The 25,079-nt window shown below is 73.0% G+C and carries 27 protein-coding genes; 14 read left to right on the top strand and 13 right to left on the bottom strand.

What is annotated here, in order from left to right; genetic code table 11:
- Nucleotides 1-63 precede the first annotated feature (63 nt).
- From ACN9M0_RS21140 to ACN9M0_RS21130, 3 genes are all read left to right on the top strand, one after another.
- Nucleotides 64-729 carry a bifunctional DNA primase/polymerase gene (locus ACN9M0_RS21140; RefSeq protein WP_366039011.1) on the top strand — a complete coding sequence of 222 codons (666 nt, stop codon included), beginning with the start codon at nt 64-66 and terminating at the stop codon, nt 727-729.
- Nucleotides 730-804: 75 nt separating this feature from the next.
- Nucleotides 805-1,656, top strand: coding sequence for an ABC transporter ATP-binding protein (locus tag ACN9M0_RS21135; RefSeq protein WP_399695796.1), 852 nt, complete (start codon nt 805-807; stop codon nt 1,654-1,656).
- Nucleotides 1,653-3,290 carry a transporter gene (locus ACN9M0_RS21130; protein WP_366039013.1) on the top strand — a complete coding sequence of 546 codons (1,638 nt, stop codon included), beginning with the start codon at nt 1,653-1,655 and terminating at the stop codon, nt 3,288-3,290. The genes ACN9M0_RS21135 and ACN9M0_RS21130 overlap by 4 nt, the downstream gene beginning before the upstream one ends.
- 153 nt (nt 3,291-3,443) lie before the next feature.
- On the opposite strand, the gene ACN9M0_RS21125 is transcribed toward ACN9M0_RS21130, so the two are convergent.
- Nucleotides 3,444-4,379 carry an aminoglycoside phosphotransferase family protein gene (locus tag ACN9M0_RS21125; protein WP_366039014.1) on the bottom strand — a complete coding sequence of 312 codons (936 nt, stop codon included), beginning with the start codon at nt 4,377-4,379 and terminating at the stop codon, nt 3,444-3,446.
- Between the two features lie 54 nt (nt 4,380-4,433).
- Here ACN9M0_RS21125 and ACN9M0_RS21120 point away from each other — a divergent pair, with 54 nt between their 5' ends.
- From ACN9M0_RS21120 to ACN9M0_RS21105, 4 genes are read left to right on the top strand one after another with little or no spacing between them, the layout of a single operon-like run.
- On the top strand, nt 4,434-5,399 hold the full coding sequence (locus tag ACN9M0_RS21120; protein WP_426404045.1) for a hypothetical protein: 966 nt from the start codon (nt 4,434-4,436) through the stop codon (nt 5,397-5,399).
- Nucleotides 5,400-5,422: 23 nt separating this feature from the next.
- Nucleotides 5,423-5,986, top strand: coding sequence for a GNAT family N-acetyltransferase (locus ACN9M0_RS21115; protein ID WP_366039016.1), 564 nt, complete (start codon nt 5,423-5,425; stop codon nt 5,984-5,986).
- Nucleotides 5,983-6,510, top strand: coding sequence for a hypothetical protein (locus ACN9M0_RS21110; RefSeq protein ID WP_426404044.1), 528 nt, complete (start codon nt 5,983-5,985; stop codon nt 6,508-6,510). The genes ACN9M0_RS21115 and ACN9M0_RS21110 overlap by 4 nt, the downstream gene beginning before the upstream one ends.
- Nucleotides 6,511-6,523: 13 nt before the next feature.
- A complete protein-coding gene (locus ACN9M0_RS21105; protein WP_426404043.1) occupies nt 6,524-7,063 on the top strand; it encodes a hypothetical protein in 540 nt (179 codons plus the stop codon).
- 34 nt (nt 7,064-7,097) lie between these two features.
- Here ACN9M0_RS21105 and ACN9M0_RS21100 read toward each other — a convergent pair whose 3' ends face one another.
- Nucleotides 7,098-8,156 carry a phosphotransferase gene (locus tag ACN9M0_RS21100; RefSeq protein ID WP_366039019.1) on the bottom strand — a complete coding sequence of 353 codons (1,059 nt, stop codon included), beginning with the start codon at nt 8,154-8,156 and terminating at the stop codon, nt 7,098-7,100.
- A gap of 65 nt (nt 8,157-8,221) precedes the next feature.
- Nucleotides 8,222-8,680, bottom strand: a complete 459-nt coding sequence (locus ACN9M0_RS21095; protein WP_366039021.1) for a MarR family winged helix-turn-helix transcriptional regulator — start codon at nt 8,678-8,680, stop codon at nt 8,222-8,224.
- 169 nt (nt 8,681-8,849) lie between these two features.
- On the opposite strand from ACN9M0_RS21095, the gene eno reads away from it, so the two are divergent.
- On the top strand, nt 8,850-10,157 hold the full coding sequence (gene eno, locus ACN9M0_RS21090) for a phosphopyruvate hydratase (RefSeq protein ID WP_399695789.1): 1,308 nt from the start codon (nt 8,850-8,852) through the stop codon (nt 10,155-10,157).
- Between the two features lie 40 nt (nt 10,158-10,197).
- Here the strand turns inward: eno and ACN9M0_RS21085 are convergent, their stop codons facing one another.
- The 3 genes from ACN9M0_RS21085 to ACN9M0_RS21075 all read right to left on the bottom strand — a co-directional run bounded on the left by ACN9M0_RS21085 (nt 10,198) and on the right by ACN9M0_RS21075 (nt 12,673).
- The gene (locus ACN9M0_RS21085; RefSeq protein ID WP_399695788.1) at nt 10,198-10,791 is read right to left on the bottom strand and encodes an HAAS signaling domain-containing protein; all 594 of its coding nucleotides are present in this window, start codon (nt 10,789-10,791) and stop codon (nt 10,198-10,200) included.
- Entirely contained in the window at nt 10,788-11,162 is a 375-nt protein-coding gene (locus ACN9M0_RS21080) for a PadR family transcriptional regulator (RefSeq protein WP_426404042.1), read from the bottom strand. The genes ACN9M0_RS21085 and ACN9M0_RS21080 overlap by 4 nt, the downstream gene beginning before the upstream one ends.
- Nucleotides 11,163-11,443: 281 nt before the next feature.
- Nucleotides 11,444-12,673 carry a peptidase inhibitor family I36 protein gene (locus ACN9M0_RS21075; protein ID WP_426404041.1) on the bottom strand — a complete coding sequence of 410 codons (1,230 nt, stop codon included), beginning with the start codon at nt 12,671-12,673 and terminating at the stop codon, nt 11,444-11,446.
- 190 nt (nt 12,674-12,863) lie between these two features.
- On the opposite strand from ACN9M0_RS21075, the gene ACN9M0_RS21070 reads away from it, so the two are divergent.
- Nucleotides 12,864-14,066: a hypothetical protein gene (locus ACN9M0_RS21070; protein WP_426404040.1), complete on the top strand. Its 1,203-nt coding sequence runs from the start codon at nt 12,864-12,866 to the stop codon at nt 14,064-14,066.
- On the opposite strand, the gene ACN9M0_RS21065 is transcribed toward ACN9M0_RS21070, so the two are convergent.
- Nucleotides 14,047-14,886 (bottom strand): N,N-dimethylformamidase beta subunit family domain-containing protein, encoded by an 840-nt coding sequence (locus tag ACN9M0_RS21065; protein WP_426404039.1) that lies wholly within the window; start codon nt 14,884-14,886, stop codon nt 14,047-14,049. The genes ACN9M0_RS21070 and ACN9M0_RS21065 overlap by 20 nt on opposite strands.
- A 150-nt stretch (nt 14,887-15,036) precedes the next feature.
- On the bottom strand, nt 15,037-15,960 hold the full coding sequence (locus tag ACN9M0_RS21060) for an alpha/beta fold hydrolase (RefSeq protein ID WP_426405318.1): 924 nt from the start codon (nt 15,958-15,960) through the stop codon (nt 15,037-15,039).
- A gap of 769 nt (nt 15,961-16,729) precedes the next feature.
- Between ACN9M0_RS21060 and ACN9M0_RS21055 the strand changes: the two genes are divergently transcribed.
- Nucleotides 16,730-17,497, top strand: a complete 768-nt coding sequence (locus ACN9M0_RS21055; protein ID WP_366039038.1) for a hypothetical protein — start codon at nt 16,730-16,732, stop codon at nt 17,495-17,497.
- A 74-nt stretch (nt 17,498-17,571) separates the two neighbouring features.
- On the opposite strand, the gene ACN9M0_RS21050 is transcribed toward ACN9M0_RS21055, so the two are convergent.
- Complete coding sequence (locus ACN9M0_RS21050; RefSeq protein WP_366039039.1) at nt 17,572-18,261, bottom strand: metal-dependent transcriptional regulator; 690 nt, start codon at nt 18,259-18,261, stop codon at nt 17,572-17,574.
- A 161-nt stretch (nt 18,262-18,422) separates the two neighbouring features.
- Between ACN9M0_RS21050 and ACN9M0_RS21045 the strand changes: the two genes are divergently transcribed.
- On the top strand, nt 18,423-19,202 hold the full coding sequence (locus ACN9M0_RS21045; RefSeq protein WP_399695782.1) for an SIS domain-containing protein: 780 nt from the start codon (nt 18,423-18,425) through the stop codon (nt 19,200-19,202).
- Nucleotides 19,203-19,261: 59 nt separating this feature from the next.
- Here ACN9M0_RS21045 and ACN9M0_RS21040 read toward each other — a convergent pair whose 3' ends face one another.
- Together ACN9M0_RS21040 and ACN9M0_RS21035 are read right to left on the bottom strand one after the other, a co-directional pair.
- Complete coding sequence (locus tag ACN9M0_RS21040) at nt 19,262-19,564, bottom strand: hypothetical protein (RefSeq protein ID WP_366039041.1); 303 nt, start codon at nt 19,562-19,564, stop codon at nt 19,262-19,264.
- Nucleotides 19,565-19,687: 123 nt separating this feature from the next.
- Nucleotides 19,688-20,575 carry an NAD(P)-dependent oxidoreductase gene (locus tag ACN9M0_RS21035; protein WP_426404038.1) on the bottom strand — a complete coding sequence of 296 codons (888 nt, stop codon included), beginning with the start codon at nt 20,573-20,575 and terminating at the stop codon, nt 19,688-19,690.
- Between the two features lie 60 nt (nt 20,576-20,635).
- Here ACN9M0_RS21035 and ACN9M0_RS21030 point away from each other — a divergent pair, with 60 nt between their 5' ends.
- Nucleotides 20,636-20,989 (top strand): winged helix-turn-helix transcriptional regulator, encoded by a 354-nt coding sequence (locus tag ACN9M0_RS21030; protein ID WP_399695779.1) that lies wholly within the window; start codon nt 20,636-20,638, stop codon nt 20,987-20,989.
- Between the two features lie 96 nt (nt 20,990-21,085).
- Here the strand turns inward: ACN9M0_RS21030 and ACN9M0_RS21025 are convergent, their stop codons facing one another.
- Nucleotides 21,086-22,414, bottom strand: coding sequence for a PAS domain-containing protein (locus ACN9M0_RS21025; RefSeq protein WP_366039044.1), 1,329 nt, complete (start codon nt 22,412-22,414; stop codon nt 21,086-21,088).
- Between the two features lie 382 nt (nt 22,415-22,796).
- Here ACN9M0_RS21025 and ACN9M0_RS21020 point away from each other — a divergent pair, with 382 nt between their 5' ends.
- Nucleotides 22,797-23,000, top strand: a complete 204-nt coding sequence (locus tag ACN9M0_RS21020; RefSeq protein WP_426404037.1) for a hypothetical protein — start codon at nt 22,797-22,799, stop codon at nt 22,998-23,000.
- Nucleotides 23,001-23,016: 16 nt separating this feature from the next.
- Here ACN9M0_RS21020 and pdxH read toward each other — a convergent pair whose 3' ends face one another.
- On the bottom strand, nt 23,017-23,673 hold the full coding sequence (gene pdxH / locus ACN9M0_RS21015; RefSeq protein WP_426404036.1) for a pyridoxamine 5'-phosphate oxidase: 657 nt from the start codon (nt 23,671-23,673) through the stop codon (nt 23,017-23,019).
- 195 nt (nt 23,674-23,868) lie between these two features.
- Here pdxH and ACN9M0_RS21010 point away from each other — a divergent pair, with 195 nt between their 5' ends.
- Complete coding sequence (locus ACN9M0_RS21010; RefSeq protein WP_366039046.1) at nt 23,869-24,969, top strand: citrate synthase 2; 1,101 nt, start codon at nt 23,869-23,871, stop codon at nt 24,967-24,969.
- Nucleotides 24,970-25,079 lie beyond the last annotated feature (110 nt).

The following is a 25,079-nucleotide window of genomic DNA, read 5'->3' as shown; positions in this document are numbered from 1 at the left end:
CACCGTCCATCGCGCCCGTAACCCCAGGTGACCGGGGAAGTTGTGTTCACCGTGGAAGAGACCATGGGAGTCACGGAAGCCGCACAGATCCCCAAGCAGCGGGGCGAGCAGCTGCTGGACAGCGCCGTGCGGTACGCGGAAGAGCGGCACTGGGACGTGTTTCCCGGGACCTGGCTGGAAGCCGTCGAGGGCCGGGAGCGCTGCTCCTGCGGCGCGGACGCGTGCGCCGTGCCCGGCGGCCACGCGGTCAGGCCCGACTGGTCGACCCAGGCGACCGGGAGCGGCGTCGGGGCGCGGCGGATGTGGTCGAAGACGCCGAAGGCGTCGATCCTGCTGCCGACCGGCCGCACCTTCGACGCGATCGAGGTGTCCGAGTCGGCCGGCTTCCTGGCGCTCGCCCGCATGGAGCGCATGGAGCTGACGCTCGGCCCCGTGACCTGCACCCCGGACCGCCGCATGTACTTCTTCGTGCTGCCCGGCGCGGCCACCAAGGTGCCGGACCTCGTCCGCAAGCTCGGCTGGGCCCCGGCCGCCATCGACCTCGTCACGCGCGGCGAGGGCCACTACGTCGCGGCCCCGCCCACCCGGATCGGCGGCTTCGGCGCGGTGCAGTGGGCGCGGCGCCCCACCCCGGCGAACCGCTGGCTGCCGGACGCCGAGGAGCTGATCAGCGCCCTCGCGTACGCGTGCGGCCGGGAGGCGGCGGAGGCCAGGAACCGCGCGCAGTGACCCGGAGGTCCGGCGGGTCTCGACCATAGGGTGTCCCCGTACGTATTACGGGGACGACCGAAAGGTTGACGGACCATGCCTGACCAGGCATTTGACGAAACGTTCGACACGGCGGGCGCCGCACCGGGGGACGGTGCGGTGCCCGCCGTGCGTGTCGAGGGGCTGTGGAAGCGCTTCGGACAGCAGATCGCGGTGAACGGGATCGATCTCGTCCTGCCCGCAGGCAAGTTCATCGGGCTCGTGGGGCCCAACGGGGCCGGCAAGACCACCACCCTCTCCATGATCACCGGCCTGCTGCGGCCCGACCACGGACGGATCCTCGTCGCCGGGCACGACGTGTGGGCCGACCCGGAGTCGGTCGCCCAGGTCAAGGCCCGCATCGGCATCCTGCCGGAGGGCCTGCGGCTCTTCGAGCGCCTCTCGGGCCGCGAACTCCTCGCCTACAGCGGCCGGCTGCGCGGACTGCCCGGCGCCGAGGTCGACAAGCGGGCGGCGCAGCTCCTCGACGTGCTCGACCTGACCGGCTCGCAGAACAAGCTGGTCGTCGACTACTCGACCGGCATGCGGAAGAAGATCGGCCTGGCCGCCGCGCTCCTCCACAACCCCGAGGTCCTCTTCCTCGACGAGCCCTTCGAGGGCGTCGACCCGGTCTCGGCGCAGACCATCAGGGGCGTCCTGGAGCGGTACACCTCCTCCGGCGCGACCGTCGTCTTCTCCAGCCACGTCATGGAACTGGTCGAGTCGCTCTGCGACTGGGTCGCCGTCATGGCGGCCGGCCAGATCCGCGCGCAGGGCCCGCTGGCCGAGGTGCGGGGCTCGGCGCCCTCGCTCCAGGCGGCGTTCCTGGAGCTCGTCGGCGCGAACGGCCGCGAGGCGGCCGGCGACTCGCTCGACTGGCTGGGCGGCGCGGGCGGTAAGCAGCGATGAGTACCGCCACCGCCACCTCGCCTTCCCCTTCGCCCGTACCGTCGCTCACGTCCGTCTTCGTACGGCTCAAGCTGTCGCTGCTGCGGAACGGGCTGCGGCAGTCCGGCGGACGGACCGCCGCGTACATCGCGACGATCGTCTTCGGCGTCGTCTTCGCCGGCGTCGTCGTGCTGGCCTTCGTCCTGCTGCGGGGTCACGCGGACGCCCCCACCGTCGCGATCCTCCTCACCGGGGTCCTCGCGCTGTCCTGGACGTTCATGCCGCTGTTCATCCCGAGCGGGGACGAGACCCTCGACCCCTCGCGGCTCGTGATGCTGCCGCTGCGGCCCCGGCCGCTGGTCCGGGCGCTGCTCGTGGCCTCCCTCGTGGGCGTCGGCCCCGCCCTCACCCTCGTCCTGGTCCTGGGCGCGGTCCTGGCCGTCGCGCACGGCGCGGCCGGCACCGTCCTGGCCGTCCTCGCCGTCCCGCTCGCGGCGGTGACGTGCGTGGCGCTGTCGCGGGCCGTGGCCGCCGCCAACGTCCGGCTCCTCACCTCCCGCAAGGGCCGGGACCTGGCCATGCTGAGCGGCCTGGTCATCGCCGTCGGCATCCAGTTCGTGAACTTCGGCGCCCAGCGGCTCGGCCAGGCCGGCGGCCTGGAGTCCCTGGAGCCGGCGGCGGCCGTCGTCGGCTGGCTGCCGCCGGCCGCCGCGATCGGCGCCGTCGACTCCGCGAGCCAAGGCGACTACGTCGTGGCGGCGGTCCGGCTGCTGCTCACGGCGGCGGTCCTCGTGGCAGTCCTGTTCTGGTGGCAGCGGAGCCTGGTGCGGCTGATGGTCGAGCCGGACGGCTCCACGATCGGCGCGGCCGCCGACGCGGGCGCCGGCGAGAAGTCCGGCGCCTCGGGCCTCCTCGCCCGGATCCTGCCGGGCGGACGGACGGGCACGGTGATGGAGCGCAGCCTGCGGTACATCTGGCGCGACCCGAAGACGAAGGCGGCGTGGGTGACCTCGCTCGCCGTCGGCCTGATCGTCCCCCTCTTCAACGCCATCCAGGGCACGGGCTCGATCTACACGGCCTGCTTCGCCTCCGGCATGCTCGGCATCCAGATGTACAACCAGTTCGGCCAGGACACCTCGGCGTTCTGGATGGTCGCGCAGACCATCTCTACGCCGGCCGACGCGTACGCCGAACTCCGGGCGCGGGCCCTGGCCCTGCTCTCGATCACGCTGCCGTACACGGCGTTCGTCACCGCGCTGACCGCCGGCGTCCTCGGCGACTGGCAGGCGTTCCCGGAGGCCCTCGGTCTGGCGTTCGCCCTGCTCGGCGCGATGGTGGCGACGGGCGCGGTGACCTCGGCGACCTTCCCGTACTCGATCCCCCAGGACAGCGGCTACAAGAACGTGGTGCCGGGGCAGGGCGGCCTCGCCTGGATGTCGATCATGGGCGGCATGGTCATGGGCGGGCTGCTGTGCTCCCCGCTCATCGCCGCGACGATCTACCTCCACGTCTCCGATCAGCAGTCCCTGCTGTGGCTCCTCCTCCCGGCCGGCACGCTCTACGGAGCGCTCCTCGTCCTCGCGGGCCTCAAGCTGGCGGCCCCGCGCACGGCGAACCGCCTGCCGGAGATCCTGGCGGCGGTCAGCAAGGGGTAGGCCTGCGGCTTCCCGCACGCCCGATGACCCGTACGCCCGATGGCCCGCACGCCTGATGGCCCATACGCCCGATGGCCCGCACGCCTGATGGCCCATACGCCCGATGGCCCGCTCGTCGTCCGAGCGGGCCATCGGCGTGGTGCGAGGGGTGCCCTAGGACGAGGCGAGGACGCGGGCGAGGGTGGCGCGGCCGGCCGGGCCCCAGGTCGGCTTGCCGCCCGGGAGGCCGCGTTCGCCGGCGCGGCCGATGGCGATGAGACCGGCGGCGCGGAGCAGGGCCCAGCCCCGGGCGCGCCGGACGGTGGCCTCGTCCACGCGCGCGCGTGGCGTCGCGTCGTCCACGCGCGCGTACGGTCTCGCGTCGTCCACGCGCGCGTACGCCTCGAAGAAGTGCGGGGCCGCGCCCTCGGGCAGCAGCAGCCACGCGGCCGAGAGGTCCGTCGCCGGGTCGCCCGCGCAGAGTTCGCCGAAGTCCAGGACGCCGGCGAGGGTCCCGTCCGAGACGGCCACGTTCGCGGGGTGCAGGTCCCCGTGCAGCCACATCGGCGGGCCCTGCCAGGCGGGGGCCGCGAGGGCGTCGTCCCACACCTTCCGTACGGCCACGGGGTCGGCGTGCGCGGCCAGGAGCGGGAACCCCTCCTCGAACCCGGCCACGAAGCTCGCGAGGGGCACGCCCCGGTCGGGGTTGGCGGGGGCCTCGGCGGGCGCCTCGCGGTGGAGCGCCCGCAGGAAGCCCGCGAGGGCCTCGGCGGCGTGGTCGCCGCGCGTGACGGGGGTGGCGTCGGCCGGCTCGCCCGGGACCCAGCGGGCGACCGTCCAGAACCGGGGGAAGCGGGCGGACGGTTCGGAGGTGCGTACGGGGACGGGTACGGGAAGCGGGAGCAGCGGCGCCAGGGCGGGCAGCCACCGGTACTCCTTGCGCAGCAGCGTCGGGGCCCGTTCGGTGCGGGGCATCCGTGCGGCCAACTCGTCGCCGATCCGCCACAGTTGGTTGTCCCAGCCGCCCGGCACCGGCCGGATCGGCAGCTCTGCCAGGTCCGGGTGCCGCTCCCGGAGCAGCGCCCGTACGAGACTCTCGTCGATTTCCATGCCGTCCACCATGATGGCTGTCCGTCCGATCAACGACCGGTGGGGAGCGTATGCATGGAGGACGTCAGCACGCCGACCGAGGTCCGGCGGGGGCAGGGGGTCTGGCTCGGCGTCGTGGGCGCCGCGACGCTCGTCCTCGTCGTCCTGTGCTTCGCGGAGGTGGGCAGGGCGGCCGGCCTGCTGCAGAGCATCGTCACGGTCGCGGCGATACCCGGCGTCCTCGCCCTCTCCCAGCTCCTGCTGCTGCGCAGCGGCCGCATCGAACCGGCGACGGTCGGCGTCGCGGGCCTCGGCGCGGCCATCATCGGCGTGAACAGCACCGGCGAGGGCAACGGCACGATGCTGCTCGGGCTGCTGCTCGCACTGCTCGCCGCCGTGCCGTTCGCCTTCCTCAGCGGCTTCCTCTCCCTCAACGTCCGTACGGGGCACGCCCTGTTCTCGGCCGTCGCCGTCCTCATCGGCGCGGACCAGCTCGTCACCGACATCGCCCCGCCGCAGATGGAGGTGGTACGGGCCCCGTTCCTGACCACGCTGGTCTCCAACGACCTGCGGATCCCCGGGGTGGCCGTGGTCGCCGCCGCGCTGTTCGTGGCCACGGCCTGGTACCTGCCCCGGCAGGAGGCGCGGCTGCGGGTGCAGGAGCCGACGTGGGTGCGGGTGACGGTCTCCCTCTTCCTGCCGTCGTTCCTGCTCGCGACGCTCGTGGGCCTGCTGTACACGGCTCGCATCGGCGTGACCGTGCAGGGCGAGCTGGGCAAACAGTTCATGATCGCCTGCCTGCTCGCGCTCACGGCGGGCGGTTGCAGCCTGAAGAGCGGCCAGGGGACGGTCCTGGACGTGGCGGTCGGGTCGCTCTTCGCCGGGGCCCTGCAGACGCTGCTCGACATCGAGGCGGTCGGCTTCTCGCTCCAGTCCACGATCCTGTGCGTGGTGGCGGTCGTGTTCATCCTGATCGACCTCGCCCGCCTGCGTACGCCCGCGCCCGCCCCCGCGCCGACCGAAATCCCTTGCCCGAGGTGACCGGAACGAACGATCCTCCCCGCATGGACCTTTCACAGCCCACGCCCTCTCCCCAGCCCCGTATCGAGCTCGACGGCGGGCTGACGCTGCGCGCGTTCGAGGGCGAGGCGGACCTGCCGGAGTTCTTCCGGGTCGTCGACGAGTCGGTGGAGCACCTGCGCCCGTGGATGCCGTGGGTCGCCGAGCACAGCCGCGAAAGGACCGCGCACTTCCTGGCCGGGCGGGCGGAACTGTGGGCGAGCGGCGTCCAGTACAGCTACGCGATCGTGCTCGACGGGGCCGTCGTCGGGTCCTGCGGGCTGCACCGGCACGACGACACCCCGGACGGCACGCTCGAGATCGGCTACTGGCTGCACCCGTCCGCCACCGGCCGGGGCCTCGCGACCCGCGCCGCCCGCGCGCTCGTCGAGCAGGCGTTCCGCCTCCCCGGTGTCACGGGCGTCGAGATCGTCCACGACGTCGCCAACCACGAGAGCGGCGCCGTCCCCACCCGCCTCGGCTTCACCGCCCACCTCCGCCGCCCCCACGAGCCCACCGCCCCGGCGGAGACGGGCGAGGACCAGGTCTGGCGGCTGACACGTCCATGAGCAGTCACTTCCAGACGGTCGCCGATCTGGAGGCTACGGCCGGGGAGGCCGAGGCGCTCGGGGAGCGGGTGGGGGCCTGGCTGGTCGCCGAGGGGATCGCGACGGCGGGGGATCGCGAACTCTGCGGTCACGAAACGACGGTGGACCACCCGCCCGGGCCGCGCTCGTCGTACGTGACGGACGAGCGGCCCCGCCTGGGGACCGAGGGCCTGCGCGTCGTCACCGGACGCAAGGTCCACTTCGGCTCGCCGGTCTGCCCGCACCGCGCGACGGTCGTCCCCGACCGGCGGCCCGCCTTCTCCACGGCCATGGACGCCTGGTGGGAGACGGGCGTCGCCGACGTCTGCCGCCCGGCGTGCGGCCGTACCGTCCCGCTGCCGGCCTGGGAGTGGGAGAACGACTTCTTCGCCTTCGCCCACCTCGGCATCGAGCACTGGAACGGCCCGCCGCTCCGCCCCGGGTTCATCGCCGAACCGACCGCGACCCTCGGCCACCGCACCCGCGTGCTCGCGGGCAGGATCTGACAGAGAGACCGCCTTGCCGATACGTAGGAGAACACCGCTGCTCCTGGCGGTCGTCCTGACGGCCGGGGGCCTCAGCGGCTGCTCGGGCCTCGCGGGATTCGAGGCCCTCAAGGGCTGCGAGGAGAGCGAGGAGCGGGTGGAGCGGCTCAGCTCGCTCCCCCTCCTCGACGCGCCGCCGCCGGGAGCCACCGCGCCCCGGGGGTACGAGCGCGTCGACGCGGGCTGCTGGGAGGACAGCGGCGAGGCCTGGGTGCACGCGGCCCGGACGTACGCCTTCCCCGGCACCCCGGCCGAGGTGCTCCAGCACTACCGGACGGCGGCGGCCCAGGACGGCTGGCACCCGGGCCCCTCCCGGCCCCGGGCCTCCCGGATGGCGATCGACCTCTGCTTCACCCGCAGCGTGGACGGAACCCCGACGGTCCTGAACATCTACTCCGTCACCCCCGAGACCTTCGGGCCGGAGGGCGCTCCGCTTCCCCCCGAACTCACCTCGGGCTCCGGCTACGGCGTGGAGGCGACGGCGGACGCGGCGGGAGGAGAGAGCGGCTGCTAGGACGCCCGCACTACCGGTCCGGCCGCGGGCCGGCCTAGTACCAAGGGCGGGCGTCAGGTGTGGGCAGTGGGCGCAGCTTCGGCCAGCGTTCGAGGAGGCGGTCGGCCAGGGCGGAGCTGAGTCGGCCGACGGCGTGCAGGTGATCGTGGTCGCGGGTCATGTCGGCGACCACGCCCAGGCGGTGGACGAGCCTCTCGCGGGCGGAGACGTAGCCCCACGCGAAGTCCTCGGCGGGCACCCGGGCGAGCTGGTCGACCGTCCCGCGGTGGGCCCGCTCGACGAGCGCGTCGCCCTGGATCAGCCAGCCCGCACACGCGTCGGCGAGGTCGCCCGGCACGTCCTTCCCGGTGAGGCCGCGCCAGGTGGCCCGGTAGACGTCCTCGACCTCCGTGAGCGGGGCCGCGGTGACCGACAGGGCGCACCAGCAGGTGGGGAAGCCGATGCGGAAGTAGGCGAGTTCGATCAGGCCGTTGCCGAGCGAGGCCCGCTCGAAGTCGACGAAGCGGACGCCGTCGGCGGTGCGCAGATCGTTGCCGGGGCAGGGGTCGCCGTGCAGCAGCGCATGGTGCGGGGTGGGGTCCAACCGCTCCAGGAGACCGGCGAGTTCGTGGGGAACCGCGGACGGTACGGGCACGTCGAGCGCCCTGGCCAGGGCGAGGAAGGACTCCGCGTCGGCGGCCGTGGGCCCCGACCAGACCGGTAGCGCGCCCGCGTCGGCGGGCCCGGTCAGGGCGTGCAGCCGGGCGAGCGACTCGGCGTACCCCGGCATCCAGTCGTCCGTCCTGCCGAGGTCGTCCACGTGCTCGAGGACCATCACCCGCGAGGGCGGGTCCGTGGCGAGCACCGCGGGGGCCACGGCGAGCCCGGAGGCCCGCCCCGCCAGGCGCAGCCCGGCGACCTCCCGCGCGAAGCGCGTGTCCGCGTCGGCGTCCGCGTCCCCGCCGTCGGTGATCTGCTTGACGATCACCAGCTGCCGGTCGGCCAGCCGCACCCGCCACACCCGTGACCGCGGACTGCTGTCCAGGAGTTCGGCCTGCTGGGGAGTGCCCACGGTGGAGAGCAGCGCCTCATGGAGAGGAACACGGTTCGACATGCCGACGAGCGTAGCCGTGGCCGCGTCTGCGCGGGCGCACGCCCCTGGCCCCCGTCGGACCGGCCCTAGGGCCGGTCCGGCCCTGGTGCGCCCGGGAGGCCCTGGCGGGTGGCCAGGCGTTCCATCAGGGTCGCGCTGCGGGCCAGCAGCTCCCGCTCCTCCTGCGTGAGTTCGGCCTCGATGGCCAGGGCCAGCCAGCCGGCCCTGCGGCCGCGCTCCGCCTCCAGGGCGACCCGGCCGGCCTCCGTCAGGTCGAGCAGGGACTTGCGGCCGTCCGTGGGGTGCGCGCTGCGGGCGAGCAGGCCCTGTTCGAGGAGGAGCCCGACCGCGCGGGCCATCGACTGCGGGCGTACGCGCTGGTCGGCCGCGAGGTCGCTGGTGGTCATGGCGCCGTCGCGGTCCAGGACTCCGAGCACGGCGATCTGCCCGTGCGGGATCCAGTCCTCGCGCTTCAGGCGCCGGGTGAGCTTGCCCATCGCGGTGCGCAGTTCGGCGGCGACGGTGGCGGCTTCCAGGGCGGGCATAGGGCACTTTACCCCGGTGGTGCCCTTGCGCAGCGGAACTGTACAGCGTGACTGAACAGCAGAACTGAACAGCGGGACTGAACAGCATTGCTGTACAGTTTTCGCGTCGGGCCGAGCGTCAGCGTCGCCGCAGCCGGGGCCCGGCACGCGACAACGGGAAGGACCTCCCATGCCCGCACACACGATCGAGCCGACCGCCATCCACGCCGTCACCGCCCGAACCGTCCTCGACAGCCGCGGAAACCCCACCGTCGAGGTCGACGTCCTCCTCGCCGACGGATCCCTGGGCCGCGCCGCCGTCCCCTCCGGCGCCTCCACCGGCGCCCGCGAAGCGGTGGAGCTCCGCGACGGCGAGCCCCAGCGGTGGCACGGCAAGGGGGTCGACCGCGCCGTGGCCCACGTGAAGGGCGAGATCGCGGCCGCCGTCACCGGGCGCGACGCCGACGACCAGGCCGGCCTCGACGCCGCGCTCGTCGCGCTCGACGGCACGCCCACCAAGGCCCGGCTCGGCGCCAACGCCCTGCTCGGCGTCTCCCTCGCCGCCGCGAAGGCCGCCGCCGTCTCGCACCGCCAGCCGCTCTACCGCTACCTCGGCGGGGCCGACGCCCGCGTGCTTCCGGTGCCGATGATGAACATCGTCAACGGCGGCGCCCACGCCGACAATCCGCTGGACTTCCAGGAGTTCATGATCGCGCCGGTGGGCGCCGAGTCCTTCGCGGAGGCCGTCCGGATGGGCTCCGAGATCTTCCACACCCTCCGCCGCGACCTGCTGGCCGCGGGCCACTCCACGGGCGTCGGCGACGAGGGCGGCTTCGCGCCCGCGCTGCGGACGGCCGAGGAGGCGCTCGACTTCGTCATGGGCGCGATCGAGCGGACCGGGTACCGGCCCGGAGCGGACATCGGCCTCGTCATGGACCCGGCGTCGTCGGAGTTCTACCGGGGCGGTGTGTACGCGTACGAGGGAGAGGGCGTCCGGCGTACGTCCGCCGACCAGGTCGACTACCTCGCCAAGCTGATCGACGCGTACCCGATCGTGTCGGTGGAGGACCCGATGGCCGAGGACGACCTCGACGGCTGGCGCGAGCTGACGGCCCGGGTCGGCGACCGCTGCCAGCTGACCGGGGACGACGTGTTCTGCACGAACGAGGCGCTGGTACGGGACGGCATCCGTACGGGCGTGGGGAACGCGGTCCTGATCAAGGTCAACCAGATCGGGACCCTGACCGAGGCGCTCGGGACGGTGGGCGCCGCGCGGCGGGCCGGATGGGCGGCGGTCATGTCCCACCGCTCCGGCGAGACGGAGGACACGACCATCGCGGACCTGGCCGTCGCCACGGGCTGCGGCCAGATCAAGACCGGCTCCCTGTCCCGGTCGGACCGCACGGCCAAGTACAACCAGCTCATCCGCATCGAGGAGGAACTGGGGACGTCGGCGCGGTACGGATACGGCGCCACGTCCACCACGCCCACCGTCTGAGGCGCTCCGCCGGGCGCCGCCGTCCCGGGTGCACGGCCGCTCAGGCGCGGCGGGCGCGCCAGAGCCAGGCCGACGTGGCGGTCAGCAGGGCGAGGGTGATCAGGTTCGCCAGGAGGGACGGAGTGCCGGCCGGGGCGCCCGACAGGTTCCAGGTGGCGATCACGGCGGTCGGCAGGACCGCCATGAGCAGGACGCCCGTGGTCTTCTGGACGGCCGTCCAGTGCACCGACGTGCAGAGCAGTACCGCGCCCGTGATGCGGAACAGCACGCCGAACAGCGGCCCCGGAAGGTCCGGGAAGACCATGATGAACGGCAGCGACAGGGTCAGCATCAGGAGCGGGACCAGGGGGTGCACCTTGCCGCGCCGGGCGGGTGCGTCCACCGCACCGCTCCCGGCCGAGGTCCAGGCCGCACCGCTGCCCGCCTCCGTCAGGGCCGTCGTCGCGATCGTGCGGGGGTCCCCCAGCTCCGCGAGGATCTCGCCGATCGCCACGTCGGGACGCTCGGTGCGCGCCACCTCCACGTGTTCGGCGAGGTCCGCCAGGAGCTCCTGGCGGCGGTCGGCGGGGAGTGTGGAGGCCTCGCGCTCCACAGCGGAGAGGTAGTCGCGTACGGCGTCGGCAGCGGTCTTCATGCGAGGTCTCCGGTGGGGGGGTGCGGGAAGGTCAGGAACGCGTCGACGGTGTCGCGGAACCCGGGCCAGACGCGAGCGAACTCGTCCAGCGCGGCCCGGCCGCTGTCGGTGAGCGCGTAGTAGCGACGGGGCGGCCCGGAGGCGGACTCCTGCCACGTGGTGGTCACCAGGTCGTCGCGGCGGAGCCGGGAGAGCAGCGGATAGACCGTGCCCTGGCTCGTCGCCAGCGCACCCGACTCCCCCAGGGCCTGGAGCAGCTCCACGCCGTAGCGCGGGCGGTCCCGCATCAGCGCGAGGACGCAGTACTCCAGGACCCCCCTGCGCAGCTGGGTCGCCGCCCGGGCCAGCTTGGCTGCATCACCTGGTTCCATGCGACGCAAGATACCTGGTCGGGCAAGTGGACCGGAAGAGGGGGTTCCCCGTAGCCGGTGGTCACATGCCGAGCCCAGCGGCTCCTTCACGCTCCTGGGGACGGAAGAACGCCGCAGTCGACTCGTCTACGTCGAGGGACGGGTCGAACGGTGCTTTCTCAGCGAACGGCCGGACGTGGGGATCGTCGTCGCCCGCTACAGCGCGCTGCGGGGCGTCCGAGACAGAGCGAGGGCCTCCACCCTCATCGGATGGAGGCCCTCTTCAGGTCACCGCGTCCCGGTCAGAAAGCGCCGTTCAGGCCCCACCAGTTGCCGTCCTCCGGCACGCCCGCGTTCAGCGCGCCCGTGCCCTTGCCCGTGTAGAGGACCAGGCAGCCCACGCCGCGGCACTCGGGGGAGACGTAGTTGCTGTTGGTGATCGTCGCGAGGTCGTGGCGACCGTCGGCGTTGAAGTCGCCGACCGCGAGGAACGAGGCCATCACGTTCCAGCCGCCGGAGCCGATCAGGACGCGCGAGCCGACGCCGCCCGTGGCGGTGCCCGGGTAGAACCAGAGCTTGCCCGTGGAGGCTTCGCGGGCGATCAGGTCGGCCCGGTCGTCACCGTTCATGTCGCCCGGGGCGACGAGCGCGTTCATGGCGTTCCAGCCGCCGCTGCCGATGAGCTTGCGGGCGCCGATGCCGGTGCTGGTGCCCGGGTACAGCCAGAGCTTGCCCGTGGACTTCTCGACGGCGATCAGGTCCGAGCGGCTGTCGCCGGTCAGATCACCGAAGGCGGTGATCTGGTTCATGCCGTTCCAGCCGCCGGAGCCGATCAGCTTGCGCGTGCCGATGCCGCCCGTGGCGCTGCCGCTGTTCGGGTAGAGCCACAGCTTGCCGGTGGAGCCCTCGCGCGCGACGACGTCCTCGCGGCCGTCGCCGGTGAAGTCGCCGTGCCGGGTGAGGGCGTTCATGGCGTTCCAGCCGCCGGAGCCGATCAGCTTGCCCGTCCCGTCGCCGGGCAGGAACCACAGGCGGCCGGCCTTGTCGCGGACCAGGACATCCGCCTGGAGGTCGGCCGTCATGTCACCGAAGCCCGACAGCTTCCAGGTGGTCGCGGAGTGCCATTCCGGGTACGCGGGCAGGACGCACTCGCGCTCGGTCGGGACGAACTTCAGCGAGCTGACCGAGTTGCTGCCCGGTCCGCCCCACTCGGTGCCCGCCGGGTCCGGCGGGGTCGAGTAGACGGCGTTGGTGTCGCCGTAGTTCGCGTCCTCGTACAGGCAGGCGAACTTGTTCGTGCGGTTGACGACCGAGCGGAACGTGTTGTCCCACGTTCCGAGCGTCGCCGTGTTCACGTTCGTCTTGTACATCGTGCCGGTGGCGTTGTCGGTCTTCCAGGCACAGAAGTAGCCGGACGGGCAGTCGCTGGCAGCGGCCTGCGCCGGCGCCACGCCCGCGCCGAGGAGGCCGAGCGAGGTGAGCCCCAGCGTCGTGGCCACCGTGGCCACGCGCCGCAGCATGGAAATGCGCATTGAGTTCCCTCCCAAACGGCGCGGAGACCTACTGCTCGACGCGCCGTGAGAGGGACCGTACCCCGCCGGGTCGCGTGCGTCACCGCAGGGGGCCCGGTTTCCGGAATGACCGCTTCCCAGGGCCTCCCCGACCGGCCGGGACACCGGGCCGTAGTCTCGGCCTCTCTTGTCGATCTTGAGAGGTTGCCGCATGATCACACTCGCCTCCGCCGTCCCGCCGCCCGTCCTCCTCAACGGGGTGCAGCTGGCCTCCCAGAACAGCGTCGGCCAGTCCTTCTTCTGGGACCTCGTCGGCCGGCTCTGGTACGTGTGCCAGCGGGACATCACCACGGCGGACGAGGAGCGGATCCTCGTCACGCGGCTCACCGCCGACGGCGACGTCGTGGACTCGATGCACGTCGAGCGCGCCGGCCACGGGGCGAACATAGGCGTCGAGAACACCGGCGGCTCCGTCTTCCTGTGGACCGACGCGCTGCCGAACGGCCACTGGGCCTCCGCCCTCGCCCGTATCCCGTACGTCCCCGGCGGCACCGTCAACGCCTCCGACACCTCCGCCCCGGCGGCCACGATCACCTTCCACCGGCCCCGGCCGAGCGGCCAGGTGTACCGGGTGTCGGCGACCGTCGACCCGACGCGGCGGGAGCTGATCTACCGCTGGCAGTCGAACGACGTCTCCTCCGACAAGGCGGTCGGCGGCATCGACCGCTACGCCCTGGACGCCGTCGTGGCCGGTACGTACACCCCGCTGGCCACGCTGCCCTTCCCGGCCTCCGGCCGGACCCTCCAGGGGTACACGAGCCTCGGAGACCACTTCTACACGCTCTACGGCCTGCCGAACGCCGAGTCCCGGGTGACCTGCACCCGCTGGGACACCGGCGAGGTGGTCCAGGACGAGCCGCTCACCGCCTTCCCCACGGTCGTGAGCCGCGAGCCCGAGGGGCTGTGCGTGTACGAGATCGCCGGTGCGCCGGCCAACCTCGCCTTCGGCATCGCGGGCGGGGCGTCGGGCGCGCGCCGCTTCCACGCGGGCCGCTTCCCCCACCCGGAGACCAACGCGTGGGTGCCGATCGCCTACGACACCGCCGTGCTCGCGCCGAACGGCCCGACGTACGTGCCGCAGTACCGGCTCGCGGGCGACCAGGTGCACCTGCACTTCTCGCTCGACCGGGTCGACAAGGCCGCCTGGGCCAGCACGGCGAAGCTCTTCCAGCTCCCGGTGCCCGCCCGGCCGAACCGCACCCAGCGGCTCGTCGGCGTGGTCTCCGGCGCGTACGTGACGGGGCAGCCCCTGACCGTACGGCTCGAAGTGACGACCGACGGCTGGGTGACGCTCTACGACGACCGCGGCTTCAAGGGCTGGATCGGGGCGGACGTCAGCTTCTGGACCTGCTGACGGCCGCTGCCGTCGCCGCTGTCGCTGCCGTCGCTGCCGTCGCTGCTTCGATCAGTGCGGAGGCGGTCCGGCGGGCCGCCTCCTCGGTCCGGCCCGGCTCGCTCAGCGCGAACGGGCGGGGCAGGGTGACCACGCGGGCGCCCCGGACCGTGGCGGGGCGGGAGCCGATGCGGACGAGCGCGCCGTACCGGGCCGGGTCCACGCGGCCCTCGCGGACGTCCCGGCCGGTGGCGTACGTGACGTCGTACCCCTCCTCCTCCAGCCAGCGCACGACGCTCGCCTCCGCCCCCACCTCGCCGGAGACGACGTGGAGGACGCCCGAGGGGCGGGCGGGCTCCCGTACGACGAAGTGGACGTGCGCGCGGTAGCCGTCGGGTGTGGTGAGGACGGCGAGGAAGAGGCCCGAGACCCACGTGTCCGGGACCTTCAGGGTCCAGACCCGGCCGGCGTCGGCGTCCGTCAGGAGGTGGCGGGCGCGCGCACCTCCGTAGTGGCCGACGCGGTAGACCGACACGGTCGCGCCGGGCGCGGAGAGGCGCAGGCGCAGGGTCTCTCCGGGGGCGACGGAGTCCCGGTCGGCGCGGCCCGCGATCTGCGGGCGGACCGGGTCGGCCCGGCGGGTCTCCGCGCAGCCGACGGCCCACTGGTCGGAGCCGGGCGCCCTGTTCTCCCGTACGACCGGGTTGTCGCCGGTCCGGGCGGGCGGGACGACGGGCGTCGCCGCCTCCGCCGCGCCCGCCAGGAGGCCGGGTGCAGCGGCGGCGGCACCCGCTCCGGCTCCGAGACCGCGCAGGACCGTACGACGGGACAGCTCCGACATGGGTCGACCTCCGGGCCGGTTGTCATGGAGCGATCATGGTACGGCCGTCCGGGGAAGCGGGATTCGGCCGGGGATTCTGTTGCCGGGAGGTCGGGGATCCGGTTCCGGGAGGTCGGGGATTCGGCAGCTGGGAGGCCGGCTATTCGGCTGTCAGGGCGTCAGAACGCCGTTCAGGAAGGGCTCCACGGCCTCGCTCCAGGCCTCCGGGTGGGTGTAGTGGAGGAGATGGCCCGCGTCGGGGATCTCCGCGTACGCCCCGTGGGGCAGCACCCGGACCATCTCCTGGGCCTCCGCGCGGCCCAGCTCGCCGTCCAGGCCGCGGACCACGAGGGTGGGGCAGCGGACCTGGGCGAGGGAGTCCCAGTGGGCGTCGTGCACCCAGGTCTCGCGCGAGGTCAGCATCTGCTCCGGGTCGAAGACCGGGCGCCAGCCCTCGGGGTGCTCGGCCATCACCTCGGCGAAGAAGGCGCCCCGCGCCGGGTTCGGGGTCTCCACCCAGGGGTCGTCGGCGCCGAACCAGCGGTGGACGGCCTCCAGGGACGCGAAGGGCGCGGGCCAGCCGCGGAACCACTCCTGCCAGGCGCGCTGCGAGGCCGCGCCGAGCGCCGAGGCCCGCATGTCGCAGATGACGAGGGCGCGGACGAGGTCCGGGCGCTCGGCGGCCAGCTGCCAGGCGGTCAGGGCGCCCATGGAGTGGCCGACGAGGGTGACCGGGCCGAGGCCGAGCTGCTCGACGACGGCGGCGGCGTCCGCCACGTACGCCTCGCGCGTGAAGGGACCGCCGGCGGGCTTCTCGCTCGCGCCGTGACCGCGCTGGTCGAGGGCGATGATCCGGTGACCGCCGGAGAGGCGGCGGACGGCGGGGGCCCAGTGGCCCGCGTGCCCCATCAGGCCGTGGAGGAGTAACACCCCGGGGGCGGGAGCCTGCGGGGGCTGGGGCTCCGGCGCCCGTGCGGCGCGGGGCGCCGGTGCCTGTGCGGCCCGTGGGGCGGGTGCCTGTGCGGGCGGCGCGGGGCGGGGGACGGGGCGGCCGCCGGGGCGCGGGACGGCGTCCGGGCCGGGCTGCGGGACGATCCCGCGGCTGCCGGACCCGGGGAGTCGGTCCAGGGCGGTGTGGTCCCAGGCCGCACGGTGCTCGGCCGTGTCGTCCTGGGTCGTGCGGCCGGAGGTCGTGCGGTCGGGGGCCGTGCGGTCGGAGGTCGCGTGGTCCAAGGCCGCACGCTCCCAGGCCGTACGGTGCTGGGCCGTGCGATCCGGAGCCGCCTGTTCCCAGGCCGTACGGTGCTCGGCCGCGTGGCCCCCGGCCGTGCGGTCCGGGGCCGTGTGGTCCCAGGCCGCCAGCCGGACGCCGTCGGCCCCGGTGACGTCGAGTCGTCGCGCCATGGATCCGGCACCCCCTCTTTTCCGTCGAACCTCGCCAGAGTATCGAACTCGCATTCGAAAATGCGCTCCTGCCACACAACACCCCTCGTTCGAGTGACAGGGCTCAAGGATTGACGCGCGCTGCCGAGGGGAGATCTTGAGCGGGAGGCGGACCGCTCGGGGAAAAACGGTCCGAGGGGAATGACCTTGAGAGCTCGGGGCTCCAGGTCAGCACAGGGGAGGACAGGCCCCGGCGCCGGAAGGCGCCGGGGCCCTCTGTCGTCCGCAGCCCTCATGGACCCACCCCCGCACCCGCTCATCGCCCCGCTCGTACCAGCGTGGCACGGCGAGGGCGCGGGCGTGGCGATTCCGGCGTAAAACGGGGCGCACGACGGATCGTTGGCCCTCCGAGGCCGATCCGAGCCGAATCCGTGATCCCCTCACGCACAACCAACTGCCCCAACCGTGGGTCAATTTGGTCATGCTCAGCTCACAAGTCCTCGCCAAGGGCGACGCCGACGCGATCCTCGACGCCGACCTGCTCACCCTCAAGCGGGACCGGACGATCACGCGCATCCCCCTGGCCGCCGTCAAGGAGGTCCACCCGCGCGGCGACACGGCCCTGGAGGTCGTCCTCACCGACGGGCCCACCCATCGGATCGAGGGCGGCAACGCGTACGCCACCGCCCTCTTCCTCACCGCCCTCGGCAACGCCCTGCCCGCCGAACGCGACCCGGCAGGCAGCGCCCTCGTCACCACCGAGGACGCCGGGTTCACCCTCAAGATGTGGCAGGCGTGGACGGGCGGCGCGGCCGTCGTCGCCGCCTACGTCGGCTACGTCTGGGGGACCACGGCGGCACACGGCGGCGAGATGGGCCTCGCCGCGTTCTTCGGGCTGTTCGGGCTGATCATGGGCCTGCTCCTCACCCTCGTCGTCGCCATGAGCGTCATCGACAGGGTGATCCTCGCCCGGCGCGGTGTCATCGTCGTCGCCAGACGGGCGTACTACCCGAACGGGAAGAAGGCCCGTCACTACACGTTCACCGACACCAGCGGCAACGAGTACACCCAGGACGCGCCCAACCGCGTGACGGAGAACATCCACGTCGTCTACGACCCGGAGAAGCCGGCCCGCCACGCCGCCCGCGAGACGGTCTTCATGATCGTCCTGAAGCGCGCCTTCGGCGGCGCCTTCTCGCTGGCGACCCTCGCGCTCGGCCTGTGGGGCGTCCTCGCCCCGTACATCTGACCGCAGAAGCAGACGGGGGCGCCCGCCGGTCGCTGAGCAGACCGGCGGGCGCCCCCGTCACGTACGAGAAGGACTCAGCGCTTCGCGACGAACACGTGCGCCGCGACGTCCGCGTCCAGCTCCGCGGCCTCGCCGCTGCTGCCCACCAGGACACCGCCCGGCGACTCCGACACCGACACCACCGAGCCGGGCTGCACGCCCGCCCTCCGCAGCGTGTACATCAGCTGGGCGTCCGTCTGGATCGGCTCGCCGATCCGGCGCACGACCACCGTCTTGCCGCCGCTCGCGTCCAGGTCGGCGAGCGACACCATCGAGTCGTCGAGGAAGGCCTCGGCCTCCGCCTTCTCGCCCAGCTCCTCCAGGCCCGGGATCGGGTTCCCGTACGGCGACTCCGTCGGGTGACGCAGCAGCTCCAGGACCCGCCGCTCCACGGCCTCGCTCATCACGTGCTCCCAGCGGCAGGCCTCGGCGTGGACCTGCTCCCACTCCAGGCCGATCACGTCGACGAGCAGGCACTCGGCCAGGCGGTGCTTGCGCATGACCCGGGTCGCGAGGCGGCGGCCCTCCTCCGTGAGCTCCAGGTGGCGGTCACTCGCCACCGCCACCAGACCGTCGCGCTCCATCCGGGCGACCGTCTGGCTCACCGTCGGACCGCTCTGGTCGAGCCGCTCGGCGATCCGGGCACGCATGGGGACCACACCTTCTTCCTCGAGCTCGAGGATGGTGCGGAGATACATCTCCGTTGTGTCGATCAGTCCGGACATACGTGCCCCTCGATGAGTCGTGCGCTGGCCCTGCCGCAATTGTTGCGCATCGGACCGACAACCGGGCCGCGCCGGGTGAGGCGGTATTGACAGAGCAATGGTCCAGACCGCACCGTGATCCGCGACCTCGGCGAGAGCCACGACGAGAAGGAGCCGCCGCGATGGGCGAGAGCAAGGGCGACAACACGGGCGAGAGCAAGCTGGCCGGACAGTTCTTCGACGCCGCGATCGGCCTGCTCAAGGAGGTGCGCGACGGCGACTCCGCCGAGATCGCCGCAGCCGGAGCCGCGATCGCCGCCGCCGTCGCGAACGGCAACCGGCTCTTCGCCTTCGGCGCCGGACACTCCTCGCTCGCCGCGCAGGACGTCGTCTACCGGGCCGGCGGCCTCGCCCTGATGAACCTGCTCGCCGTCCCCGGCGTCGTCGGCGTCGACGTCATGCCCGCCACCCTCGGCTCCGCCCTGGAGCGCGTCGACGGCCTCGCCGGAGCCGTCCTCGACTCCTCCCCCGCCAAGGCCGGGGACGTCCTCGTCATCATCTCCCTCTCCGGGCGCAACGCCCTGCCCGTGGAGATGGCCATGAACGCCCGCGCGCTCGGCCTCACCGTCATCGGCGTCACCTCGGTGGCGTACGCGACGGAGACGAAGTCCCGGCACGTCTCGGGGACGTACCTCAAGGACCACTGCGACATCGTCCTCGACTCCCGGATCGCCGTCGGCGACGCGGAGCTCACCCACGAGGGCATCGAGGCGCCGTTCGCGCCCGCCTCCACCGTCGTCACCAGCGCCCTCATGCAGGCCGCGATGGCCGCCGCCGCCGAGGAGCTCGTACGCCTCGGCATCGAGCCGCCGCTGCTGCGCTCCGGCAACGTCGACGGCGGGCACGAGTGGAACGGGCGCGTGATGACCGAGTACGCCGACCGGATCTTCTACCGGCACTGAGCCGTGTCCGGCCTAGAAGTGTCTTGTCGATCGAGCCCGGCTGATCGACAAGACGCCCCCTAGACGGTCGGGTGCGGGGCCCGTCCGCGCGGCGGAAGCAGGTAGCTCGCCGCCACGAAGGCGATACCGACGAGCACCAGTGCGTTCCCGACGAGGGCACCCCAGGGCGGGCCCGACAGGTCACCGAGCCGGGCGACGAAGTAGGCGGCGCCCGAGGTGAGGATGCCCGCGCCCATCACCATCACGCCGACACCGTAGACCCGGGGCCGTCTGACGCTCCGGCGTGCCGGGCGGATCACCCATCCGGTACGGAACGCGACCACGCCCATCACGATCGCCAGCACGCCCACAGGCATGCTCACTCCCAGCATCCACGCCACCATGACGGCCCCCACAGAGTTCCCGAACGTGAGCTCATCGTCGTCCCACCGCACCGGGGCCGGCCATGCCGGAACCCGGCAGCGTCCGGCCCCCCTCGTTGCCGGTCAGTCGCGGTCCAGGACCCGCGTCACCCGCGTGAAGCCGTCCGCGCCGTGGCCCCGGCCCACCGCCCGGCGCGCCAGCGCCTCCGCCGCGCGCATCACGCTCGCGTCGATGCCGTGCCCCTCCGCCGTGTGCACGACGTGGGCCATCGTCGACACGGCCGAGGTCAGCGGGTTGCCCTCGCCCGAGTACGAGCCGCCGTCCACGTCCTCCGCCCACTCCTGGAACAGCGGCGGCAGGATCGCCCCGATGCCCTGGGCGAACGGCGCGAGCTCCCGCGCCGAGATGCCCTCCGCGCGGGCCACGGCGAGGGCGTGCACGTACCCCGTCATCGACGTCCAGAAGATGTCGAGCAGCGCGACGTCGTACGCCGCCGCCCTCCCGACGTCCTCGCCGAGGTGCGTGTGGACACCGCCCAGGGCGTCGAGCACCGGCCGGTGCTCGGCGTACAGCGGCTCGGGTCCGCTGTGCAGGAACACCCCCGCGGGCGTCCCGATCGTCGGCGTCGGGGTCATGATGGCCCCGTCCAGGTAGCCGATGCCGTGCTCCGCCGCCCAGCGGCCGGTGTCCCGGGCCCGCTCCGGGGTGTCGGCGCTCAGGTTCACCACGGTCCGGCCCTTGAGCGCGTCCGTGACGGCCGGCTGCCGCAGTACGGAATCCGTGGCGTCGTAGTTGACCAGGCAGATCACCGTGAGCGCGCTCGCGGCGACCGCCTCCTCGGCACTCGCCGCCAGGACCGCGCCCCGCGCGACGAGGTCGCCCTCCCGGCCCGGGGTGCGGTTCCACACCGTGGTCCGCACCCCGGCGTCGAGGAACGCGCCGGCCAGCGCCCGGCCCATCGGGCCGAGACCGAGAACGGCGACGGAGGAAGGCTGACGGGAAGAAGACATGACTGAACTCCCTTGCAGGTACGTGGGACACGAAGAAGCCGAAGAAGGAGAGGGACGCGCATGACACGCCTCCGGGCCCAGGACACGAACGTCTGCGGCGTGACGGCCGCGATCGCCGTCATCGACGGCAAGTGGAAGACGTCGCTGCTGTGGCTGCTCGAAGGCGGCCCGCACCGGCCCGGCGAACTGCGCCGCAGGCTCCCCGAGATCAGCGAGAAGGTGCTGACGCAGGCGCTGCGCGAGATGGAGACGGACGGTCTCGTGCACCGCGAGGTGCACGACGTGCTGCCACCGAAGACCGTCTACTCGTTGACGGCGTTCGGGCGCGAACTCTCCGAACTGCTGGGCCCGTTGTCGGACTGGGGCCATCGCCGGCTGGACCGGCTGGCGGAGGCGCGGGCCGCCGCCTCCTGAGGCCCGCGCTCCCCTCTCTCCTTCCGGGCCGCCACCAGGCTCTCCCGGGCGCCGGACCCCGACAAGTACCCACAAAAAAGTGGGTGTACGGGAGGGCTAGGGGGTGCCTCCGAGGTCCAGGGACGCCGCCACCCGGGACGCCACCGCCTCCGCGTACACCACGTCCTCGCGCTCGAACGGCGCGCGGCAGGCGGCGCGCAGGAACGTCAGGACGCCGAGGGTGCGGCCCCGGGAGCGCAGGACCACGCACAGGGCGTGCGCCGCGTCCCCCGGCCACTGGTGGGCCTCCGCCCACACCTCGGCGGTACGGCCCGCGCTCGCCCGGACCGTGCCCAGCCGGTCCCAGGCCTGGAGCGCCGGGTGCCGCGGCCCGTACCGCAGCGGGATGCCGCCGCCCACGACGGGCGAGGACGGGCCGGGGGCGGCGCCGGCCGGGGTGGCCAGGGCGCGCGTGAGGCGTCGCTCCCCCGCCGGGCGGTCCACCAGGGCGTGATCGGCGAACCCGGCCAGGGCGAAGTCGAGCAGGACCGTCGCCGCCTCCGCCGGGTCCTCGCACTCCGCGGCCGCCGCGCCCGCCCGGTGCAGCTGGCTCCAGCGGAACCGCAGCCGGTCCGCCTCGCGCGCCGCGAGCCGCTCCTCCGTGACGTCCTGGAACAGCCAGGCCACACCCAGCGGCACCGGCTCCTCCGCCATCGGCGACGACAACCGCAGGAAGCCGCTGCGCCAGCACCGGCGGCGCTCCCCCGAGACCGTCCGCAGGGTCACCCACACCTCGGCCGGCGCGGGCGGCGTGCCCTCCGCCAGGACGTGCTGGAGGGCGCCCTCCAGCTCCTCCGCTCCGTGCACGACGACGTCCCCGAGGGGCCGCCCGAGCAGGGCCGTACGCCCGGTCCCGAAGGCGCGGGCGGCATGACCGTTGATGACGGCGGGGCGCAGATCGGCGTCGACGAGGACGACACCCCAGGAGGCGTCCTCGAAGAGGGCCTCGCTGAGGGCGACCGAACGCTCCAGGTCGAGCTGTACGTGGACCTCGCTGAAGGCGCAGTACACCCCGGCCGGGGTGCCGTCGGCGCCGCGCACGCCGGCGGCCTGGCTCCGTACGAGGACCCGGCCGCCGTCCTTGCGAAGCAGTACGAACTCGTGGACCTGGCGGCCGGGGCCCTTCATGGCCCCCATGAGCCGGCCCAGGGTCTCCTCGGCGTCGGCGCTCCGCGCCGCCCACCCCTCGAACCCGCGCCGCCCGACGGCCTCCCCGGCGGACCAGCCGAGAATCCGCTCGGCCTCCCGGTTCCAGTGCGTGACCGTCCCGTCGGCGTCGAACGCGCAGAGCGCGGCGTCCATCCCGTCGAGCAACGCGGCCAACAGATCGGCCCCCGCCCCCGGGACGGAGACGGCATCGCTCGTGGCCCCCGTGAATGCACCCATCCAGGCACCCCCCATGCTGCGACCATTCAACTGGAACGTGACCCAGAGCACACCCCTGTTCCGTGATTTGAATAAATGGGTTGAGGCGTGTGCGGACGCTTCCTAGGGTGTGGGTACACGCGAAAGGAGGTGATCCGAGAACATGGTTTCTTTTCGGATTCGTGAGGTGACTGCGGGCTGAGGCCTGCCGTCGCACGCACTCCGTGCACTTCGGCAGGCCTTCTGCCGAAAACCACGCAGTCACCCGACCCGTGAGTCGCCGGTAAGTCCGGCCGGCCCCCAGTCCGAACCTAGGCGGACAGGACCAGACTCACGGGTCGTCTGCGTTTCCCGGGGGCGAACCGGGCTGGGCTATCGTCCTCCCGATCAGTTCGACTCCGCCGTGAAGACGATGAAGTACCGCTCCTTCGTCGAGGCCTCGGAGGGCGCCCACGAGCTGGCCGCCGACGGGACGCCCACCGCGTACATCGACGACAAGCGCATCCCCGAGGCGAACAGCGGTCTGCTGTACGACGGAGAACTCCTCCACCAGGTCGTCCGGGAGGTTCGGCGGGATCCGGACGGGTGGCGCGCCTTCGAGTTCTGAGGCGACCGGGAGGCGCTCAGGGCGCGAGTCGCTCCACGCGCCAGGTTCCGTCGGGCTCGTGGACGTAGCGCAGGCGGTCGTGGAGGCGGTTTTCGTGGCCCTGCCAGAATTCGACCGTCTCGGGGACGACGCGGATGCCGCCCCATTCCGGGGGGACCGGGACCTGTTCCGAGTCCGGATAGCGGGCGGCGAGTTCCTCGTAGCGGGCCAGGAGGTCCTCGCGCGACGGGATCACCGTGGACTGGGGGCTGGCCCAGGCGCCGAGCTGGGAGCCGTGCGGGCGGGTGCGGAAGTAGGCGACCGTCTCCTCGCGGGGCACGTGGACCGCGCGGCCGGTGACGATGACCTGGCGGGCCAGGGGGTGCCAGGGGAAGAGCAGGGACGTGTACGGGTTCGCCGCCAGTTCCCTGCCTTTGCGGGACTCGTAGTTCGTGAAGAAGACGAAGCCGGCCTCGTCGTAGTGCTTGAGGAGGACCGTACGAGACGACGGGCGGCCTTCGGGGGTCGCTGTCGAGACGATCATCGCGTTCGGCTCGTGGATGGCCGGATTCGCGGCGGTCTCCTTGAACCAGCGGGCGAACTGTCCGATCGGTTCGGGCGCGAGGTCGGCCGCGGACAGCTCCGTGGTGCGGTACTGCTCGCGCATGTCGGCGGGATCCAGGGCGTCGGTCACAGGGTCATCCTGCCGCAGCGCCCCAGTCTGCCCGGCACCACCGGGCACTAATCCTCTCTCGCCGAATCGGCGCAGTGTGCCGGATGTCACGCTTCCCCGCATCATCGGAACCGTACAGACTCTTCCGCTGGATGACTGTTGATTCCCCACGATCGCCCCAAACGGTTGATCGATCATCGATAGAGGAGCCGCCTGATGTCCGACTTCGTACCCGGCCTCGAGGGAGTCGTCGCGTTCGAGACGGAGATCGCCGAACCCGACAAGGAGGGCGGCGCCCTCCGCTACCGCGGGGTCGACATCGAGGACCTCGTCGGTCACGTCTCCTTCGGGAACGTCTGGGGCCTGCTCGTCGACGGCGCGTTCAACCCCGGTCTGCCGGCCGCCGAGCCCTTCCCGATCCCCGTGCACTCCGGTGACATCCGGGTCGACGTGCAGTCCGCCCTCGCGATGCTCGCGCCCGTGTGGGGTCTCAAACCGCTCCTCGACATCTCCGCCGAGCAGGCCCGTGACGACCTCGCCCGCGCCGCCGTCATGGCCCTCTCGTACGTCGCGCAGTCCGCGCGCGGCCAGGGCCTCCCGATGGTCCCGCAGAGCGAGATCGACAAGGCCGAGTCGGTCGTCGAGCGCTTCATGATCCGCTGGCGCGGCGAGCCCGACCCGAAGCACGTCAAGGCCGTCGACGCCTACTGGACCTCCGCCGCCGAGCACGGCATGAACGCCTCCACGTTCACCGCGCGCGTCATCGCCTCCACCGGCGCCGACGTGGCCGCCTCCCTCTCCGGCGCCGTCGGCGCCATGTCCGGCCCGCTGCACGGCGGCGCGCCGTCCCGCGTCCTCGGCATGATCGAGGAGATCGAGCGGACCGGCGACGCCACCGCGTGGGTGAAGCAGGCCCTCGACAAGGGCGAGCGCCTCATGGGCTTCGGCCACCGCGTCTACCGCGCCGAGGACCCCCGCGCCCGCGTGCTCCGCCGTACGGCCAAGGAGCTGGACGCTCCGCGTTACGAGGTGGCCGCCGCCCTGGAGAAGGCCGCCCTGGAGGAGCTGCACAACCGGCGCCCCGACCGGGTCCTGGCGACCAACGTCGAGTTCTGGGCGGCCATCGTCCTGGACTTCGCCGAGGTCCCCGCGCACATGTTCACGTCGATGTTCACCTGCGCCCGCACGGCCGGCTGGTCCGCGCACATCCTGGAGCAGAAGCGCACCGGCCGCCTCGTGCGCCCCTCGGCCCGCTACACGGGCCCCGGCCAGCGGAACCCGCGCGAGATCGAGGGATTCGCCGACATCGCCGGCTAGGGCGACCAGGGGCCTGACTCTCTCCGCGGGGAGTCCACCGGGAAGTCCGCCGGGCGGGTACAACCTTTCGCGACCTCGCCGTATCGAACGGGGGTACGGGGAAGCGCAAG

Origin of the sequence: Streptomyces sp. R-07 (genome assembly GCF_049913175.1) — a bacterium.
In the GTDB taxonomy this organism is placed as follows: Bacteria; Actinomycetota; Actinomycetes; order Streptomycetales; family Streptomycetaceae; genus Streptomyces.
Note: the sequence above shows the minus strand (reverse complement) of the source record. Positions and strands in the feature narration are given on the sequence as shown.

Bases quoted from the DNA above. Each gene is read 5' to 3' on its own strand.
- ACN9M0_RS21140 (WP_366039011.1), top strand. From the start codon at position 64: ATGGGAGTCACGGAAGCCGCACAGATCCCCAAGCAGCGGGGCGAGCAG.
- ACN9M0_RS21135 (WP_399695796.1), top strand. From the start codon at position 805: ATGCCTGACCAGGCATTTGACGAAACGTTCGACACGGCGGGCGCCGCA.
- ACN9M0_RS21130 (WP_366039013.1), top strand. From the start codon at position 1,653: ATGAGTACCGCCACCGCCACCTCGCCTTCCCCTTCGCCCGTACCGTCG.
- ACN9M0_RS21125 (WP_366039014.1), bottom strand. From the start codon at position 4,379: ATGGAAATCGACGAGAGTCTCGTACGGGCGCTGCTCCGGGAGCGGCAC.
- ACN9M0_RS21120 (WP_426404045.1), top strand. From the start codon at position 4,434: ATGGAGGACGTCAGCACGCCGACCGAGGTCCGGCGGGGGCAGGGGGTC.
- ACN9M0_RS21115 (WP_366039016.1), top strand. From the start codon at position 5,423: ATGGACCTTTCACAGCCCACGCCCTCTCCCCAGCCCCGTATCGAGCTC.
- ACN9M0_RS21110 (WP_426404044.1), top strand. From the start codon at position 5,983: ATGAGCAGTCACTTCCAGACGGTCGCCGATCTGGAGGCTACGGCCGGG.
- ACN9M0_RS21100 (WP_366039019.1), bottom strand. From the start codon at position 8,156: ATGTCGAACCGTGTTCCTCTCCATGAGGCGCTGCTCTCCACCGTGGGC.
- ACN9M0_RS21095 (WP_366039021.1), bottom strand. From the start codon at position 8,680: ATGCCCGCCCTGGAAGCCGCCACCGTCGCCGCCGAACTGCGCACCGCG.
- eno (WP_399695789.1), top strand. From the start codon at position 8,850: ATGCCCGCACACACGATCGAGCCGACCGCCATCCACGCCGTCACCGCC.
- ACN9M0_RS21085 (WP_399695788.1), bottom strand. From the start codon at position 10,791: ATGAAGACCGCTGCCGACGCCGTACGCGACTACCTCTCCGCTGTGGAG.
- ACN9M0_RS21080 (WP_426404042.1), bottom strand. From the start codon at position 11,162: ATGGAACCAGGTGATGCAGCCAAGCTGGCCCGGGCGGCGACCCAGCTG.
- ACN9M0_RS21075 (WP_426404041.1), bottom strand. From the start codon at position 12,673: ATGCGCATTTCCATGCTGCGGCGCGTGGCCACGGTGGCCACGACGCTG.
- ACN9M0_RS21070 (WP_426404040.1), top strand. From the start codon at position 12,864: ATGATCACACTCGCCTCCGCCGTCCCGCCGCCCGTCCTCCTCAACGGG.
- ACN9M0_RS21065 (WP_426404039.1), bottom strand. From the start codon at position 14,886: ATGTCGGAGCTGTCCCGTCGTACGGTCCTGCGCGGTCTCGGAGCCGGA.
- ACN9M0_RS21055 (WP_366039038.1), top strand. From the start codon at position 16,730: ATGCTCAGCTCACAAGTCCTCGCCAAGGGCGACGCCGACGCGATCCTC.
- ACN9M0_RS21050 (WP_366039039.1), bottom strand. From the start codon at position 18,261: ATGTCCGGACTGATCGACACAACGGAGATGTATCTCCGCACCATCCTC.
- ACN9M0_RS21045 (WP_399695782.1), top strand. From the start codon at position 18,423: ATGGGCGAGAGCAAGGGCGACAACACGGGCGAGAGCAAGCTGGCCGGA.
- ACN9M0_RS21035 (WP_426404038.1), bottom strand. From the start codon at position 20,575: ATGTCTTCTTCCCGTCAGCCTTCCTCCGTCGCCGTTCTCGGTCTCGGC.
- ACN9M0_RS21030 (WP_399695779.1), top strand. From the start codon at position 20,636: ATGACACGCCTCCGGGCCCAGGACACGAACGTCTGCGGCGTGACGGCC.
- ACN9M0_RS21025 (WP_366039044.1), bottom strand. From the start codon at position 22,414: ATGGGTGCATTCACGGGGGCCACGAGCGATGCCGTCTCCGTCCCGGGG.
- ACN9M0_RS21010 (WP_366039046.1), top strand. From the start codon at position 23,869: ATGTCCGACTTCGTACCCGGCCTCGAGGGAGTCGTCGCGTTCGAGACG.